Genomic DNA, 16,901 nt, shown 5'->3' with positions numbered 1-16,901 from the left:
GGGAACTGGCCGGGACGGGCCGGGCGGTGACGGGGGGGCGCGGCGGCCCCGGGCCCCGCCGCCCCATCCGCCGGGGCCCCGGCCACGTCGTCGGGGCGTGCGGCCCCCCCCCTCGACGGGAACGTAGCCCCGACTGCTAAAGTGGAGGTATACCTCCACTGTACCGGAGGCTCACCTCCGGTTCAACCACTTCGCTGCCGGGAGGCACTCGTGACGGCCCAGCCGCTCTCCATCAGCGGGATCGTGGCGTCCCAGCGTCCGCACCGGAAGGACGCCGCACGCAACTACGACGCCTTGCTGGCCGCCGCGCGTGAGGCGTTCGCGGAGAACGGAGCGGAGGCCTCCCTGGAGGACATCGCCCGTCGCGCGGGGGTCGGCATCGGCACGCTCTACCGGAACTTCCCCACCCGCCGCCATCTCTTCGAGAGCGTCTACGCGGACGAGGTGGACGCCCTGTGCCGGGTCGCGCAGGACGTCGCCACCCGGGAACCCTGGGAGGCGCTGACCTCGTGGCTGCGCCGGTTCGTGGACTACACCGTGACCAAGCGGGCCATCCGTGAGGCGCTCAACAACGAGTCGGAGATCTTCCTCGCCTGCCGGGACTCGATGTACCAGGCGGGCGGCCCGCTGTTCGAGCGGGCCCAGCAGGCCGGCGAGGCCCGCACGGACATGGACTTCGACGACCTCCTGCGCATGGTCGCGGGGATCACCTCGACGAACTTCCTCGACGACGACCAGCGCGACCGCGTCCTCTCCGTCGCCCTCGACGGCGTCCGCGCCGCGCACTGACAGGGACGACGGGCGCCGGGCCGCGCCCGCGGGACCACGGCGGCCCGGACGACGTCGACGCCCCGCGTCCGCGAACCGGCGCCGTCCGGCGACCCCTTCGTCCGCCGGTGGGCCAAGTCCCCGTCCACGCACGCCCGTCGACCGTACGGAACCGGACGGCCCGCAAGGCCGGCGCCGACAGGCCCTTGGTCCGGAACGGGACAGTGGCACATGCTGGAGGCGACAGGTCCGTTCGCCCGTCCCGGAGGCCGGCATGAACGATTCCCCCACGTCCAGCATGCTGCGGGCACTGCCCGCCGAACACCGGCAACGGCTGATGCGCGTCGCCCGCGAGGTGTCCTTCCCGCAGGGAGCCCGCCTCTTCGAGGAGGGCGGACACGCGGACCGGTTCTGGATCGTCCGCACCGGCACGGTCGACCTCGACATGCGGGTACCCGACCGCCGGGCGGCCGTCATCGAGTCCCTGCGGCACAACGAACTCGTAGGCTGGTCCTGGCTGTTCGCACCGCACGCCTACCATCTGGGCGCCGAGGCGACGACGCCGGTCCGGGCCTACGAGTTCGACGCCACGGCCGTGCGGGCGATGTGCCACGACGACCCCGTACTGGGCCTGGCGGTCGCCGAATGGGTGGGCGGCATCCTCGCCCACCGTCTGCGCTCGGCCCGCACCCGGCTGCTGGACCTCTACGCCCCCCACGGCAGCGGCAGCCTCCACTGAGGGCTGCCACCGGCTCCCGCGCCGCGACGGACACGGAACCGCCCGCCGCACTTCCGCCTACCGTCCAGTAATATCTCGCGGAGGCCCCAGGAGGAGGAACCGTGCCACGGTCGGAACGCTCAGCCCTGTTGCTCGCCGGTCTGCTGGCGACCGCGGGGGTCGGTCACTTCGTGAAGCCCGAGCAGTTCGACGCGACGATTCCGCGCGCGCTGCCGGGATCACCCCGGGCCTGGACGTACGTGAGCGGCGCCGCCGAACTGGCGCTGGCCGCCGGGGTGGCGGTGCCCCGTACCCGGCGTACGGCCGCGCTCGCCACGGCCGCGTTCTTCGTCGGGGTGTTCCCCGCCAATGTGCAGATGGCCGTGGACTGGCGTCACCGTCCCGCGCCGCTCAAGGCCGCGGCCCTCGCCCGGCTTCCGTTGCAGGTACCGCTGGTGCTCTGGGCACGCGGCGTCGCGAAGAGTGGGGAGGGCCGGTCATGACACGTGCGGTCGAAGTGGGCGACAAGGTGGAGGACTTCGTCCTCCCGGACGAGACGGGCACGGACCGGCGACTGTCCGAACTGCTCGACGACGGGCCGGTGGTGGTCTTCTTCTATCCCGCCGCCCTCACGGCGGGCTGCACCGCCGAGGCCTGCCACTTCCGTGACCTGGCGGCGGAGTTCGCCGCCGCGGGCGCGCGGCCGGTGGGTATCAGCGGTGACGCGGTCGAACGGCAGCAGGAGTTCGCCGGGCGCAACGGCCTGGGCTTCCCGCTGCTGTCGGACGTCGACGGGACGGTCCGCGAACGGTTCGGCGTCAAGCGCGGCTTCTCGCTGGCCCCCACCAAGCGCGTCACCTTCGTCATCGGCCGGGACCGAACGGTCCTGGATGTCGTCCGCAGCGAACTGCGGATGAGCGCCCACGCCGACCGGGCCCTCGCCGCGCTGCGCGCCGACCGGGGCTGAACGGCGGGGGCGCCCCGCTTCAGGGGCGGTACGTACCGGCCCCTCCGCGTGGGGTCAGCACCGGGCCGAGCCGGGCAGCCCGGCGTGGTCGTCCCCTTGCAGGAACACGACGTCGACGAAGCCGGCGCCGATGTCCTTGTCACCCAGGAGATGGACCCAGACGCCGCTCGACCGTCCGTCGCCGGACACCACGTCGCCCATGAGCCAGCAGTCGGCGCGATACGTCCGGCCCGCGCGCAGCGAGCCCTGACGCGGGTACGAGAGGCCGGGTCCCGCGTAGACGTACGTGTCCGTGCGGGCCGTGACCGTGTACGTGTCGGAGGCGGTGGTCCCGATGGCATCGGCCCGCGCCACCGGGGCTGCCGAGGCGGCCTGGGCCATCAGCAGTCCGAGCGCGAGAGCGGCACCGGCGAGGGCGGCGCGGGCCGTGAGCCGGCTGGTCGGCATGCGGCGCTCCCCGCTCAGCACTCGGCGGAGGCGGGCAGGCCGGCGTACTGGTCGCCCTTGAAGTAGACCGCGCTGCTGTAACCGTCGGCGAAACCGATCCAGATGTCGTTCGTGTAGCCGTGGTCCGTGACGGTCTGGCCGTGCGTCCAGCAGTACGCCTGGTAGGACTGCCCCGCGGTCAGGGTGGCCAGATAGGCGCTGTCCTTGGTCGGCAGCTGGCGGACGTTGACGTTCTCGTACGGCACGACGGTGTACGACTGCTCGGCGGGCGCGGCCGGTGCGGCGGCGGCGATGCCCGCCGGGGCGAGGAAGGCCAGTGTCGCGGCGCAGGTCGCGACGGCGGCCGGGATTCGGCGCATGAGAGGTTCCCCCCGTGAGTGGTGGCTCGTTCTCGAACACCGCCACAGTGGGTGTCGCGGTCAGCGGACGGCAATGGCTTTCCACCCTGGTCGAAGTGACCGCGCGGGCACCGGACATGGAGCCCGGGTGTACTGCCGTCGACACATCGGTGGTCGGCGGACGTCCATCCGTCCGAGTCCGTGATCTTGCTCCCTGACCGGACCCCGCAGTGGTTACGCTCCCGAGCGGATGGAACCGATGGGGCTGGGTTTGCCACCCCGCGACGGGAACGGCTCACTGTGCGTAGGCAGCGGCAGACGTCGGACGGGAACGGCGGGACGGGTGACCGCGGCCGGGGACCGATCGGTGCGGACACGTCCGCCAGGAGCGGTGGCGACACCCCGGCGACGCACCAGTTGTCCGCCACGACGGCCCCCGGTATGACGTCCCGGGCTCTGCTGGCCCTTCAGCGCACCGCGGGGAACGCCGCGACGGCGCGCGCCCTGCGCGGGCGGTCACCGGCGGTCGAGGGCCTGACCGGATCCGCGCTTCCTCGGCGTCCCGGGCCCGCCGTCCCGGCCACGGTCGAGGAGTTGCCGGAGAGCGGAGCCGCCACCAAGCTGCCCACGGTGCTGCCCGCCCTCCGCGAGGAGGACGAGTCCGGGGAAGGGACGCGGACCGCTCCTCCGCGCCCCACCGCGGCACGTTCGGTCCGGACGGACCGGCGGCGGCCGGGGCTCCCACCGGTCGGCGCCGGCCCCGCCGCACCTCATGTGCCCCTCGGACTGCCCCCGTATCTGCGGGAGTTACGGGCTCCGGGCCTCTCCACGGCGTACCGCCTGACCGGGCACGAGTTCGTCTCCACCACCCTCGGCACGGTCGTCGGACGTACGGACGGCACGGTGGCCGAGATCCGCGAGGAGCTGGCCGGGCGCCCCGAGACGTTCTACGGCCAGGGGCGTTCCTTCACCGTCGAGGGACCGGCGGGGAAGGGGTGGTACGACGTCACCGTCACCGTCTCCCGGGACAGCGCCGACCTGCCCGAGACCTTCGTCTCCCCCGAGGCGGCCAAGGCGCGGACGGCGGCGGCCGAACAGGCCGCGGCCCTGGCCGCGCTCCTGGCCGCGACGGAGAGCGCCGGGACCACGGGCAAGGGCAAGGCGCGGGCCGGCGGCCACGACGGCGAGGACACCTCCGCTCCCCGCGCCGAAGCCGGCCCCCGGCAGGCGGCGCAGGCCGCACGCCTGGCCGAGGGGGCCGGCGTCAAGGTGGATACCCAGCACAACACCTCCGGTGCGGTGAGCCACAGTTCGGGCCGCTCGGCCGGCCAGGGTGTCAACTTCATGGCGTTCGGGCTGGCTCCGGTGGTCCCCGGCGTATGGCTCGGCGGGGCGGTGACGGCGAACGCGCTGCCGTTCCTGTCCACCACGGACACCCGGGTGCAGAAGGCCGTGTCCGAACCGCGCGTGCTGCGCAGCGACAAGGGTTCGGTCGAGATTCCGCGACGGGTCCGCTACGGCGTACGGATCAAGCGGCAGGGTGAGCCCGCGCAGACCTTCGGCGGCGGTGGGACGCTGACCATGCGGGTGCCCACCGAACATCTGATACCCGTGACCGCCGAGACCCCCGCACCGGGTCGACTGCGGCCCCTGGACGCCCCGTTGGCGAACCGCGTGCGGCTCGCGGACTCCCTGGCCCCGGTCGCGCTGGACGACGCCGCGGCGCCGGAACCGGGCGGCGGCGGGCTCTTCGACACCGTCCGCTCCGTGCTGCACCCCTCCCTGACCTCACCGGGTGCGCCCGGCCGGGCCCGGCTGCAGGACGCCACCTCCACCACGACGGTGCTGGAGGATCTGCCGCGGCTGCTGGGCGGCTGGGTGATGGGCGAGGACCTGGTGGCCAAGGACGGCAGCGCCACGGGCAGTTACCGGATGCGCGCCGACCTCACCGGCCTGGCGCCCTCGTGGGCGATCGGCGGAACGCAGCTGCGCACGCACCAGCAGGCGCAGCACTCGGTGTCCCACGCGTCGGGCAAGGGGCGCGGGGGCACCTTCGGCGCGGGCCCGGCGGCGGGTTTCGGGGTCCTGGGCGGTGCCGCCGCGGTGCGCGGGACGGTCATGCCCACGGCCGGGGCCCGCAAGGCGCGGTTCACGGTGGCCGAACAGACGGTGTCGAGCCGTCAGGGGGCCGAGGTCCGGGGCGACAAGGTGCTCTACTTCGGCCGGGTGCGGTTCAGCGTCGAGGGCACCGGACCGCTCTCGCCCGCGATGAGGGTGCGCGCGGGACGCCGGACCGCGCACCATTCGATGGACGTGTGGGTCGGTCTCCGGGCCGACGAGGCCCAGGCGCTCGGGCTCGCGCTGCCCGACGGTGTCACGGCGGGCCCGATGGTCACCGAACCCGCCGCCACGGACGCCGATCCGGGCGGTACGGACGCCGGGAGGAAGAAGGGGGCCCGGGACACCGCGGTGCCCGGGCACCCGGCGGAGTCGGGGGCCGGCGGCTCGGGCGCGGGTCGCGGCACCGAACGTCATCTGCCTTTCGGGGCCATGGGATCAAGCGTCACGATCAGCCAACTCGACACCGCACCGCTGCTGTCCGGCATCGAGCGGCTCTTCGCCGCCGATCCGCGGCTCGCGGGCTATCTGCCCTCGTTCGGCCCGGGGCCGGGGGCGGAGGCGAGCCGCGAGGAGGCCGAGGTCCAGCGCCGTAACTACCGTGAGCTCGTCACCGTACTGTCGGAGACCAACCTGCGGGTCAACAAGGACCAGTTGCTCTCCTCCGGTGTCCGCGTGCGGATGCGGCGCAAGAGCCGGTGGCACACGCACGACGTGCAGATCCGGGTCGTCGGCGCGCTCCGCGAGACGGGACATCTGGGGGACACCAAGGACTGGCTGGTGCGCAGCCACTCCGGTCTGGCCAGCAACTCCCAGAGCGGGCGCTCCAGTTCACGCTCGGTCGGCGGACTCGCGCTGGGCCAGTTCCGGCTCGTCCCCGGCGTGCTGTCCGCCTCGGTGCGCGGCGAACGGACCCGGCACAGCTCCCGGCGCAACCAGGCGGGCCCGATCACCCGCACCGACGTGCTGACCAACGGCGGCGAGAGCACCAGTTCCTTCGGCGGCGCGCTGCGCCTCGACGTCGATGTCACCATGACCACCCGCGAGCGGAGCGCCCGGCGCGTCCTCACCCCCGGCGCCCCCGGCCGGGACGTGCCCGAGGCCGAACACATCGCGTCGAGCGCGGACACGGAGGCCCTGGCGTCGGCGGAGCAGGACGTGCGCCTGCTCACCCCGACCGCGTTCACCCTGGACACCGCGGCGAAGGACCGGCTGACGGACCGCACCCGGTCCCGCACGGCCGGACCGGGTGCGCCACAGCGGCAGTTCGCCGCGTCCGGCATCGGTGACCTGTCCACGATGACGCCCCGGTCGGTCGCGGGCCGCTCGGTCCGCGACTGGACGCTGGTGGAGACCCTGGGGGACGGCGGACCTGTCCGGGACCTCGCCTTCGAGCTGCTCTCGCAGGCGGCGGCCCGCGGCCGGGAGTCCCGTACGGACCGGGCGTTGCAGACGGAGGGTCTCGCGCCGAGGCTGGCGGTCGAGGAACGCTTCAGCCCGCAGGCCATCACCTCGGCGCTGCGCCAGGCGGTCTCCTCCGGCTGGGTGGTGAAGAACCTGCGCCACCCGCGCCGGCTCGCGGCGCTCGACGGCGCGGTGGGTACCCGGTTCGCCCTCGTCAACCCCGAGGTGGTGGCGGAGGGCACCGGACCGGGAACCGAGACGTTCGTGCTCGGCGGGCATCAGGTCACCGGGCAGGAGGGCCGGGGCACCACGACCACGGTGCAGGGAGGTCTCCTCGGTGCGGAGAACGGCGCCGAGTGGCGGATCGGCGAGGGGGTGTCGGCCGGCCGGAGCCTGGGCGGGAGCGGCTCCGTGGCGACGACGCTGAGCGGCAGCGTCGAGCGCAACGCCCATACCCCGCGCGGCCGTCCCCTCCACCTGGTCCACTGCGACCTGGTGGTCCGTATGGTCGCCGAGGTCAAGGTCACGGGAGGCGGCCCGTACGTGGCGAAGGGCGAGCGGACCCTGCCCGCCGCGGCGGCGGTCTGGCTCACCGGGGAGCAGGTGCGGGCCGCGGGTCTGCGTGTGCCCGGCGCCGCCGGGAGGAAGCCCACGCCCGCCGTGGGCTCGTCCGGCTCCGAGACCTCCGCGGTCGGCGGGCGAGGCTCGCGCGAGGACGGGACCGGCCGGGAGCCGGCCGGCTCCACCCGGGGCGAGGACCGGGTGAGCGGTTCGACGGCCCCGGCGGCTCCCGCCCTGGCCCAGGAGCTGCCGCTCGGCTTCGGCATGATCGAGGAACTGCCCGACTTCGTCCCCCTGCTCGAACGGCTGCGGACCGACGTCGGGCGCCGTGACCGGAGTCTCGCGGACACGCTGCTCCCCCGGCGGCAACTGGCCGATCCGAACGACAACGTCCAGCGGCTGCTGCGCGTCCTGGACCGGGACGGGTCCGCCGGGCTGCTCTCCGGGGCCATGGACGGCGGTGTCCCCGTCGAGCTGTTCCGCGGTCGCGGGACGCCGTACTGGGCCGTGTTCCGCGTACGTCGCACCCGGCCCGGGACGGCCGAGGGCGAGGCGGCCGACGGCCGCGACATGGAGTACATCACCTCGGCCGCCGCGCAGAGGGCGCGCGGCGCCGAGTCGGGCGACGTGCGCACCCTTGAGGGCGTCGTGGCCGGGGCGGGCAAACCGGAGGGCGGCGGTGGCCCGCTCAGGAGCGTCGGCGCGTCCGGCGGGCTCGGCGTCGGTGTCTCGGACGTGACCAGGTCCGCCGCCGTCGGGCGGGGCCAACTGGGCGTGAAGACCGTGGCGGAGGCCTCCTCCCGTTCGGTCAGGATGCGCCTACCGATCGAGGCGACCCTCGAACTGCACTCGTCCCGGGGCCGGGTGGGACTGGCCACGCTCGGCGGCCAGTCCCTGGTCCACCGCGTACCGGCGCACGACCTCGAAGCGCTGTCCCGGCTGCGCCCGGTGCCGCGGGCCGGGACGGGGCAGGCGTTCCTGCGGCCGGACGACGCCGCGGCGGATCGGCTCGGACCCTGGCACGCCCGCGGCGTGCGCCTGCCGATGGAGGCACAGGTCAACGGGTTCCGGGGGGCGCCCGAGATCCGGCGGGTGATCGACGACACCGTGCGGGCCGCGCACGGGGGTGAGCGCTATCGCCGGACGGGCGACGCGGCGGCGTACACCCAGCGCGAGGCGGTCTCCACCGAGTGGCTGATCTCCGCCCTGCCGCTGCTGACGGCGGCCGGTGCCGACCTGCCCGTCGTCCACGCGTCCGGCGTACGCGGGCAGGACCTGCGGACCTCGCTGCACGCCAGGCTGCGCGACGGACGGGTGCTGGGCGTCGGCGACAAGATGACCTTCGAGACGGTGGCGCAGAGCACCCTGGACGCGCCCCGGCCCAGCGGCACGGAACACCAGCAGGCGGCGGAGCACGGCACGTCGGTACGGGGTCTGGGCGGCGCGGGGGTGCTGAACGCGGACGAGTTCCGGATGAACCAGTTCCTCGGCCACGCCGACCGGGCGGGCGGCGCCGCCGACGCGGCCGTGCGCGGCTCCGGCTCGATGCCACTGCACAAGCCGAAGTCCGAGTCGACGCTCGTGCAGTTCACCCTGGACGTACGGGTGGTGGCCCGGGTGAGCGGCCGGGGGCGGTCCGGCGCCGCGTCCGTCGCCGTACGGGACCTCACGCTTCCCCTGCCGGTGGTGGTCCGGATGCCGGCGCCTCTGGTCCGCCGCATGCTCCAGGACCCGTCCCAGCAGGGCAGGTTGCGTGACCCGGACGGACGGCTCGCCTCCTCCTGACGCGCGTCGCGGGCACACGCGCGCGACGTCGCGCACCGCCGGCCCGACGCGGTGCGGCGGGGCACGGGGCGGCGGCGCGCGGGGGCGGACAAGCGCGGGGCGGTCGGTACGGTCAGGTGCGCGAGGCCGCCTCAGCCGCCCGGTGCCTCCACCGGGACGCCCTGGTCCGGTGCCGGCCCTCCGACCACGGCGGGCAGTTCCGCCCTGCGGCGGATGCCGAGCTTGCGGTAGGCGCTGGTCAGATGGGTCTCGACGGTACGCCGGGCCAGGTGCAGGAGCTCCGCGATCTCGGCGTTCGTCCGGCCGCCGGCCGCGAGCGCCGCGATCCGGCGTTCGCTGCCGGTCAGCGCGTCCCACCCGGTGAGCGCCGTCGCCGATCCGCGGGAGCGGCCTTCCGGCAGGGCCTCCTCGGCCCGTGCCCGCAGACGCACCGCGCCCAGCCGTTCGGCGCGTTCGGCCGCCTCACGCAGGGCGTCACGGGCTCGTGCCCGGTCTCCCGCCGCGGCGAACTGGCGTCCCTGCGCGATCAGGGCGGGGATCAGCTCGGTCTGCGCGGGCGCGTCCCGCAGCATGCGTACGGCGCGGTCGGCGAGTTCGAGGCCACGGCGGCCCCCGGTGGCCGCGGCGAGCCCGGACAGGGCCCGGCCCACCAGCCGGGGGGTGTCCCAGACCTGGGCGAGTCGCAGCTCCTCCCGGGCCAGGGCGAGGGCGTCCTGCGGACGGCCGAGCGCCGTCCGGCACGCGGCGGCCGCCGTGCGCCAGGGCGTGACGACGGGGCTCACCACGTCCCGCGCGGTCTGCCGCCGTCCGCACTCCAGGAAGTCGTCGAGGGCGCCCGCCGGATCACCCGTCGCCGACCGCAGTACGCCTCGCGCGTACAGGAACCGGTTGAGCTCCCAGGAGTCCTGGGCCTCCCGGAGATCGAAGCTGTCGGCGAGCCTCGACGCCTCCTGGGCGCGGCCGGTCTCGACGAGCGCGATCAAAGCGTGCGCGTGCGCGTTGGCCGGACCCCGGCGGGCCCTCTCGCCGGTCTGCCGGACCTCGGGGCCGACGAGCAGGTCCGGGTACCGTCCACGGACGGCGGCGATGTCCGCCCGTACGTTGAGCAGAGCCTCGTGCATCGGATGCAGCAGCGAGAGCCGCTGCCGGGCCAGCCCCCGGCGCACCAGCCCCTCCGCCTCCTCCAGTTCGTCGGCCCACTGCGCGACGGCGGCCGCCGTACCGAGCAGGAAGGGCTCCGCGAGCGTGTCGGCAGGTTCGTCGAGCAGCGCGCGGATCCGTTCCATGGCCGTGGCGGCGGAGATCAGACCGGCCGTCGCGTCGTAGCGCACCAGCAGTGCCCGGCCGGCCGTACCCACCAGGTCCGGGGACCGTTCGGCGGCGCCGTGCAGCCAGCGATAGGCCTCCTCACGGATTCCCTGGTCGTGGTCCGACAGGAGCGCGGAGGCGGTCTGCAGCAGCCTGATCAGGTCCGGGTGGTCGGCCAGTTGCTCGTCGAGGCCCCGCAGCACGTCCATCGCCGCGCGCGCCTTGCCGCGCCGTGCCAGTACCGTGCCGAGGGCCACCGCCGCCCGTACCCGGTCCTGCGGCATGCCCGGCAGGCGGGTCGCCTCGGTCAGCCTCGGTATCCCGGCCGACGAACGGGCGACGGCGAACTCCAGGGAGCCCAGTTCGGTGAGCGCGGTGGTGCGGCGGGCCGGCGTGAGCGGCTCGTCGAGGACCCGGCGCAGGAACGCGACGGCGTCGTCGGGCCTGGCGTCGCGCACCGCCAGGTCGGCGGCGTCCAGCAGCGCGGTCGCGGCCCAGGGCGCCCCGATGGCCGGTGCCCGCAGGAGCTGTCCGGCGACCGTCTCGGCTCGATCGCCGCGGCGCACCATCACCTCGGCCGCCGTACGGTGGGCGGTCTGCCTCCGGGTGCTGGGCCAGCCGCTCAGCACCGCGTCCCGTAAGAGGGGGTGGGCGTAGCCAGGTCGCCCGCGAGGACCTGGGCGCAGCAGACCGAGGTGGGTCATGGCCGTGAGCCAGCCGGGCACCCGGGCGGGATCCGCGTCCGCCATCCGGGCGAGCAGTTCGGCCCTCTCCTGGGGGTGTTCGTCCTCCATCGCGTCCCCGTCGAGTGTCGCGAGGGCCCGGGCCACCCCCGCGGTCGCCGGTCCGGCGCTGTCCAGCCACCAGGTCACGGCGGCCGGGTACGCGCCCGGGTACAACGCCGCGCAAGTCTCGGGCAAGGTCGTGCGCGGGGCGCCGTCCGGCTCTCCCGCGCGGACGTCGTCGAGCAGGGCGCGCAGCAGCAGCGGACTGCCCGCCCCGGCCCGAACGCAGTCGTCCACCCAGCCGGAGGGGGCGGTGGCGAACTCCGCGCGCACCAGCTGCGTGGCGGCTTCGGTGCTCAACGGGGCGACGGTGTGGGTACGGACGAGGGTGGGCGACAGCGCGTGCGCCAGTCCTGCCGACGGCGGGTCGAGGTCGTACTGGCTCCGCTCGGTGGCCACCAGCAGGACGGGGAGCCGGTCGATCCGGCGGGCGGCCTCGACGAACCAGCGGCGCGAGGACTCGTCGGCGCGGTGGACGTCGTCCACCGCGACCAGCAGCGGCGAGTGCACGGCGTACGCGCGCAGTTGGTCCCACAGATGCTCCGCGCGGGTCCACCGGTGCGGGGTGTCGGCGGGGTCCGGACAGGGCTTGACCCCGGTCTCGAACTCGGCCGCGGACGCGAGCAGTTGCCGGACCGGAGCGAAGGCGGCGGTGTCGCCGTCGGACGAGCAGCGGGCGCGCAGCACCCGGGTGCCGCGCGCCGTCGCCTGCCGGGCGACGGCTTCCAGGAGGGCGGTACGTCCCGTTCCGGTGGCGCCTCTGAACAGCACCAGACGGCCGGACCCGGCACGGGCACGATCCGCCTCGGCGGCCACCAGGTCCAGGGCCTCCCGGCGTTCCCGCAGCGTTTCGAGTTCGCTGCCCATCGCTGCCTCCTGTCGTGAATTTTTCATGATCGATCTCGTGGTACGTCTCGTGGTTCTCCACGATTGCGCGAGGCACACCAGGCGCAGAAGTCTGGGACAAGCCCTTCAGCCACTGACGGCACAGGGGCGACGTGTACGTGGATTTGGGAGAAGCGGTTGCGCAGTTCATTACGGACCACTGACGCAGGCGTGTCACACCGGCAGGCCGCGTCCCGCGCGGTGGACTCGGGAAACCGCATTCCGGTGGTGGTCCAGGCACCCGATCCGATCTCCCAGGCAGGTGTCCGCAGCCAGTTGGGCCAGCACCCGGTGATCGATCTCCTGGACGGCACGGAGGCCGGCCCCGGCGCGGTGGCCGTCCTGGTCAACGAGAGCCCGGACGAGGCGACCCTCTCCCGGCTGCGGCGGCTGGTGCGCAGCGAGGGGGTCCGCGCCGTCCTGGTGGTCGGCGCGATCCGCGAGGCCGAGCTCCTGGACGTCATCGAGTGCGGTGTGGGAGCCATCGTCTGGCGCCACGAGGCGAGCGCGCACCGTCTGGTGCAGGCCGTGCTCGCGGCCGCACGGGGTGACGGTGACCTGCCGGCGGATCTGTTGGGACGGCTCATCAATCAGGTGGGCTCGCTCCAGCGGACCGCGGCCGGCCGGCCCGGCGCTCCACTGGCCGGCCTGGTCCCGCGTGAGATCGACGTCCTGAGGCTCATCGCCGAAGGATTGGACACCGGAGAGATAGCGAGCAAACTCTCCTACTCCGAACGGACCGTCAAGAACGTCATGCACGGGCTGACCACCCGGCTCCATCTGCGCAATCGCGCCCACGCCGTGGCCTACGCCCTCCGGGAAGGCTACATCTGAGCCCGACGGTCCTTCACACAGGGCCTGGCGAACGGGACATGAGGATGCGCGACGGACACACGGCACATCTCGGCACGGCACCGCTCAACACGGCACGGCATGGCTCAACACGGCACGGCTCAACACGGCACAGCACGGCGCGGCGGGAGCACGACGGTGATTCACGAGGTCGACGAGGTCCTCAAGCGACTGCTCAACAGTGGTGCCCTGGCCGGTTCGGGCATCGACGTCTCCTTCGACGCGCCGACCCGGGAGTGGGCGGCGCGGCGCAACGCCCCCGCCATCAACACGTATCTGTACGACATCCGCGAGGACGTCAGGCGCCGTGAACGCGGTGCCATGGCAGTGCGGGACGAGCGTGGTGTGGTGCTGCGCCGCCGCCAGCCGCCCCGCTGGTTCCGGCTGTCCTATCTGGTGACGGCCTGGACCAAACAGCCGCAGGACGAACACCGGTTGCTCTCCGCGGTGCTGGCCACGCTGCTCCCCCACGAGGTGCTGCCTCCCGAGCAACTCCCGGGCGCGCTCGGCGCGCTGGGCCTGTCCGTGCCGCTGACGGTGGCCGGCCTGCACACCGAGTCACGGTCCCTGGCCGAGATCTGGTCCGCGCTCGGCGGCGAGCTGAAGCCCTCGCTGGACCTGGTGGTGACCGCGCCGTTCCCGGCGTTCCCGGAGTACGACGCCGGGCCGCCGGTCACGGAGGGCGCCGGGGTCCGTGTGCGCGGCATGGACGGCACGCTGGAGGGCTCGCCCGAACGGCACCACCAGGCCCGGCACTTGTCCAGCGCGCCGACACCGCCACCCGCACCCGCACCCGCACCCGCGTCGTCGCCGGTGGCCGCACCGGCCGGCACAGCGCAGGACGCGGACCACCCGGCCGCGGGTCGTCGCGCCGGAGAGAAGCGGACCAAGTGACCCCGCACGTCCCGGAGACCGTCGCCGGTCCCGCGCCGGCCGAGGCGCCCGGGGAGGCGTCCGGCGCGCTCCTCCCCCGGCTGTCCCTGCTGCGCGAACGTGTCGCCCTGCTGGTCGAGCGGCGCAGCGCGACCGACCCCACCGCGGCCGATCCGCTGCGCGGCCTGTATCTGTCCGACGAGGCGGTACGGCATCTCCTGGAGCCGGCCGGACAGGACCCCGTGCCCCAGGACTGGGGCCCCGAGCGGGGCGACCGGCTCGACCAGCTCGCCGGGCGTCTCGGGCTGACCGCCCTGGACGTCCGTATCCTGCTCATCGCCCTCGCGCCGGACCTCGAGCGCACCTTCGAGCCGCTGTACGGCTACCTCAACGACGACGTCGGCCGCCGCCGGGCCACCACGGGGCTCGCCCTCGACCTGTGCGGGCTTCCCGCGCACCAGGCCGCGGCGCGGGCCCGGTTCCACCCTTCGGCCCCGCTGTCCGCGCTGGGGCTCGTCGTGGTCGAGGAGCCCGAACGCCCCTTCCTCAGCCGGTCGTTGCGGGTCCCCGACCGGCTGGTCGCGCACCTGCTCGGCGACGAGACCCTCGACGCGGCGCTGAGCGGTCACGTCCGCCGGCTGCGGGCCCCGGTGCGGGGTGAGCGCTACGATGAGGACTTCCTGCTCCGGCTCGCCGACCGGCTGACGCGCGTCCAGCTCCCCGTGTACCTGCGCGAGCACCGGGCCGGAGACGGTCTCGCCTGCGCCGCGGCCGCCCTGCGCCGGTCCGGACGGGAGGCGCTCCACTTCACTCCCAGTGACACCGCCACACACGATCCGATCGCCGAACTCCTGCGCGAGGCACGGCTGCGGGACTGCGCGATCGTCGTGTCCCCGCTGCCGGCGGACCCCGCGCCGCTGATGCGGGCACTGGCGGTGGAGGACGTGTCCGTCCTGTTCACCGATCCCCGCCCCTACGATCCGCACTGGTGCGATCACCGCGATCCGCTCGTCCTCGACGCGCCCCGGCTGCGGGCCGGCGCCGTGGAGGCGTGGGCGTCGGCGCTCGGCGAGGAGCCCACGTCCGGGACCGGATCCTGGACGGAGCCGGCCGACGTCGCGGTGCCGGCACCGGAGCGGACCGCAGGCACCGGGCCCCTTCCTGATCCTCCGCACGGCTCCGGTTCCCCGCCGGGCTTCGACCTCGCCCCCGTCGTCGCGCCGTACCGGCTCGGCGGCGACCGCATCGTGCGCGCCGCCCGTGCCGCGCGGAACCTCGCCGCGTTCGACGGCGGCACGCTCACCCCGGCCCATCTGCGTCTGGCCGCCCGGCAGCAGTCCGCCTCCGGCCTGGAGCGGCACGCCCGCCGGATCCGTCCCGACGTCGGCTGGGACGATCTCGTCCTGCCCGACAAACCGCTCCTGCAACTGCACGAACTGGCCCTGCGTGCCCGCCACCGTGACCGCGTGCTCGGTGAGTGGCGGCTCAGTGCGGGCGGTGGTCGCGGCCGGGGCGTCCTCGGTCTGTTCGCCGGCGACTCCGGGACCGGCAAGACCCTCTCCGCCGAGGTCGTCGCCGCCGAACTCGGCCTGGACCTCTACGTCGTGCAGCTCTCCTCCATCGTCGACAAGTACGTCGGCGAGACCGAGAAGAACCTGGAACGCATCTTCACCGAGGCCGACCGCACGGATGCCGTCCTTCTCTTCGACGAGGCCGACTCGGTGTTCGGCAAACGGTCCGAGGTCAAGGACGCGCACGACCGGTACGCCAACATGGAGAGTTCCTACCTGCTCCAGCGCCTGGAGTCCTTCGACGGCATCGCGCTGCTCACGACGAACCTGCGCGCCAACATCGACGAGGCGTTCACCCGCCGCCTCGACCTCGTGGTGGACTTCCCGTTCCCGGACGCGGACCAGCGCCTCGCCCTGTGGCGGCACGCCCTGACCCATGTGCCGCGCGCCGACGACATCGACGCGCGCGGTGTCGCCCGCGACTTCGAGCTCGCCGGCGGTTCGATCCGCAGCGCCGTCGTCACGGCCGCCTACACGGCCGCGGGCCGTGGCGCGGAGGTCACCTCGGCGGACCTGCTGGAGGGAGCACGGCGCGAGTACCGCAAGGCGGGCCGGCTGGTCCCGGGCGAGGGCACCTGGTAGCTCCGCGCCACGGGCCGCGATGCCGCTCTCCGGACGGACCGGCCCGTGCCGTGCCCGAACGCACCGACGCCCGGCCGGTTCCACCTGGACCGGCCGGGCGCGCACGAATCACACGGTGAACTTGACGGCTTCGAGCCAGAGCGACTGGTCGAGGGTCCCTCCGAAGATCCACTTGGGGGGCGTGTTGCACTGCAGGCCGAGCCAGGCCTGGTTGTGGACGTGCGCGTTCTGGCAGATGGTGCCCTCACCCGCGTTGATCCCGAAGGCCAGCATGTACGGGTCGTCCGCCTTGGTGCCTCCGAGGTAGAGGTCGACCCCGTCGGCCACGCTCGTCCAGGGGTTCAGCCACTCCTTCTCGTGGACGAACTCGTTGCCGTTCATGCCCTTGGTGCCGGACACGGCGAGGTTGAGGGACTTGATGGGGCGGTTCTGCCCCACCGTGCCCGCCATGGCCCCGTCGCAGACCGGCTTCTGCCAGCCCTCGCCCGTCTCGTAGGCCCGGTAGCAGATGTGCCGCACGCCCGGATCGTCCGCGGCCAGCCGGGTGACCGCGGTCGCCGCGGTGACCTCGGGCGCCTTGGTCTCCTTCTTCTTCCCCGAACCGTCACCGCTGCCGCTGCCGCTGCCTCCGCCGGCGGCCTTCTCGGTCGGGGTGGGGGCCGCCTCCTCGGTCGGGGCCTGCGGCGGAGCCGAGGGCTGCGGGAGCGGCAGGGACGCCGAGGGGCTGGGCGGCAGCGTGCTGACGCCGGCTTCCTGGAGTTTTTCGGTGGCGGCGCTGCGGACCTGCGGCTTGTACGCCAGCCACAGCATCACGAACGTGATGGCCAGCGCCATGAAGACGCCAAGGAAGGTGGCCAGCCAACGCGGCAGGAACCCGCGCTGCACATAAGTCCCCTCGACCGGCTGCGCCTTGGTCCCCGACCGCTGAATGGCCAGCGA

Annotated in this window: 11 protein-coding genes and 1 pseudogene; 8 read left to right on the top strand and 4 right to left on the bottom strand. The window is 74.2% G+C overall.

Annotated features, from left to right (window positions below):
• Positions 1–210: 210 nt before the first annotated feature.
• The 4 genes from ACFV2J_RS32855 (at position 211) to ACFV2J_RS32840 (ending at position 2,453) form a co-directional block, all read left to right on the top strand.
• Positions 211–789: a TetR/AcrR family transcriptional regulator gene (locus ACFV2J_RS32855; RefSeq protein WP_385094157.1), complete on the top strand. Its 579-nt coding sequence runs from the start codon at positions 211–213 to the stop codon at positions 787–789.
• 253 nt (positions 790–1,042) lie between these two features.
• Positions 1,043–1,507, top strand: a complete 465-nt coding sequence (locus ACFV2J_RS32850; protein WP_385094160.1) for a cyclic nucleotide-binding domain-containing protein — start codon at positions 1,043–1,045, stop codon at positions 1,505–1,507.
• 101 nt (positions 1,508–1,608) lie between these two features.
• Positions 1,609–1,989, top strand: a complete 381-nt coding sequence (locus tag ACFV2J_RS32845; RefSeq protein ID WP_385094163.1) for a DoxX family protein — start codon at positions 1,609–1,611, stop codon at positions 1,987–1,989.
• Complete coding sequence (locus ACFV2J_RS32840) at positions 1,986–2,453, top strand: peroxiredoxin (RefSeq protein WP_385094166.1); 468 nt, start codon at positions 1,986–1,988, stop codon at positions 2,451–2,453. The genes ACFV2J_RS32845 and ACFV2J_RS32840 overlap by 4 nt, the downstream gene beginning before the upstream one ends.
• Positions 2,454–2,507: 54 nt before the next feature.
• Here ACFV2J_RS32840 and ACFV2J_RS32835 read toward each other — a convergent pair whose 3' ends face one another.
• The gene (locus ACFV2J_RS32835; protein ID WP_385094169.1) at positions 2,508–2,900 is read right to left on the bottom strand and encodes an SH3 domain-containing protein; all 393 of its coding nucleotides are present in this window, start codon (positions 2,898–2,900) and stop codon (positions 2,508–2,510) included.
• A 14-nt stretch (positions 2,901–2,914) separates the two neighbouring features.
• The gene (locus tag ACFV2J_RS32830; protein ID WP_385094172.1) at positions 2,915–3,259 is read right to left on the bottom strand and encodes an SH3 domain-containing protein; all 345 of its coding nucleotides are present in this window, start codon (positions 3,257–3,259) and stop codon (positions 2,915–2,917) included.
• Positions 3,260–3,679: 420 nt separating this feature from the next.
• On the opposite strand from ACFV2J_RS32830, the gene ACFV2J_RS32825 reads away from it, so the two are divergent.
• Positions 3,680–9,106 carry a hypothetical protein gene (locus ACFV2J_RS32825; RefSeq protein ID WP_385442053.1) on the top strand — a complete coding sequence of 1,809 codons (5,427 nt, stop codon included), beginning with the start codon at positions 3,680–3,682 and terminating at the stop codon, positions 9,104–9,106.
• A gap of 131 nt (positions 9,107–9,237) precedes the next feature.
• On the opposite strand, the gene ACFV2J_RS32820 is transcribed toward ACFV2J_RS32825, so the two are convergent.
• The gene (locus tag ACFV2J_RS32820; RefSeq protein ID WP_385442050.1) at positions 9,238–12,066 is read right to left on the bottom strand and encodes an AAA family ATPase; all 2,829 of its coding nucleotides are present in this window, start codon (positions 12,064–12,066) and stop codon (positions 9,238–9,240) included.
• A 189-nt stretch (positions 12,067–12,255) separates the two neighbouring features.
• On the opposite strand from ACFV2J_RS32820, the gene ACFV2J_RS32815 reads away from it, so the two are divergent.
• The 3 genes from ACFV2J_RS32815 to ACFV2J_RS32805 all read left to right on the top strand — a co-directional run bounded on the left by ACFV2J_RS32815 (position 12,256) and on the right by ACFV2J_RS32805 (position 15,962).
• Entirely contained in the window at positions 12,256–12,918 is a 663-nt protein-coding gene (locus tag ACFV2J_RS32815; protein ID WP_385096811.1) for a LuxR C-terminal-related transcriptional regulator, read from the top strand.
• Between the two features lie 156 nt (positions 12,919–13,074).
• Entirely contained in the window at positions 13,075–13,830 is a 756-nt protein-coding gene (locus ACFV2J_RS32810) for a DUF4255 domain-containing protein (protein WP_385096808.1), read from the top strand.
• The gene (locus tag ACFV2J_RS32805; protein WP_385442047.1) at positions 13,827–15,962 is read left to right on the top strand and encodes an ATP-binding protein; all 2,136 of its coding nucleotides are present in this window, start codon (positions 13,827–13,829) and stop codon (positions 15,960–15,962) included. The genes ACFV2J_RS32810 and ACFV2J_RS32805 overlap by 4 nt, the downstream gene beginning before the upstream one ends.
• Before the next feature lie 108 nt (positions 15,963–16,070).
• On the opposite strand, the pseudogene ACFV2J_RS32800 reads toward ACFV2J_RS32805, so the two are convergent.
• Positions 16,071–16,901 (bottom strand): annotated as a pseudogene (locus ACFV2J_RS32800) (hydrolase); the annotation flags it as partial.

The sequence above is a fragment of the Streptomyces sp. NPDC059668 genome (genome assembly GCF_042734135.1).
GTDB lineage: Bacteria > Actinomycetota > Actinomycetes > Streptomycetales > Streptomycetaceae > Streptomyces.
This window is presented reverse-complemented; position numbering and strand designations above follow the sequence as displayed.

What these genes read in the sequence shown, in the direction of transcription:
- ACFV2J_RS32835 (WP_385094169.1), bottom strand. Translation starts at nt 2,900, where the DNA reads ATGCCGACCAGCCGGCTCACGGCCCGCGCCGCCCTCGCCGGTGCCGCT.
- ACFV2J_RS32830 (WP_385094172.1), bottom strand. Translation starts at nt 3,259, where the DNA reads ATGCGCCGAATCCCGGCCGCCGTCGCGACCTGCGCCGCGACACTGGCC.
- ACFV2J_RS32840 (WP_385094166.1), top strand. Translation starts at nt 1,986, where the DNA reads ATGACACGTGCGGTCGAAGTGGGCGACAAGGTGGAGGACTTCGTCCTC.
- ACFV2J_RS32850 (WP_385094160.1), top strand. Translation starts at nt 1,043, where the DNA reads ATGAACGATTCCCCCACGTCCAGCATGCTGCGGGCACTGCCCGCCGAA.
- ACFV2J_RS32820 (WP_385442050.1), bottom strand. Translation starts at nt 12,066, where the DNA reads ATGGGCAGCGAACTCGAAACGCTGCGGGAACGCCGGGAGGCCCTGGAC.
- ACFV2J_RS32825 (WP_385442053.1), top strand. Translation starts at nt 3,680, where the DNA reads ATGACGTCCCGGGCTCTGCTGGCCCTTCAGCGCACCGCGGGGAACGCC.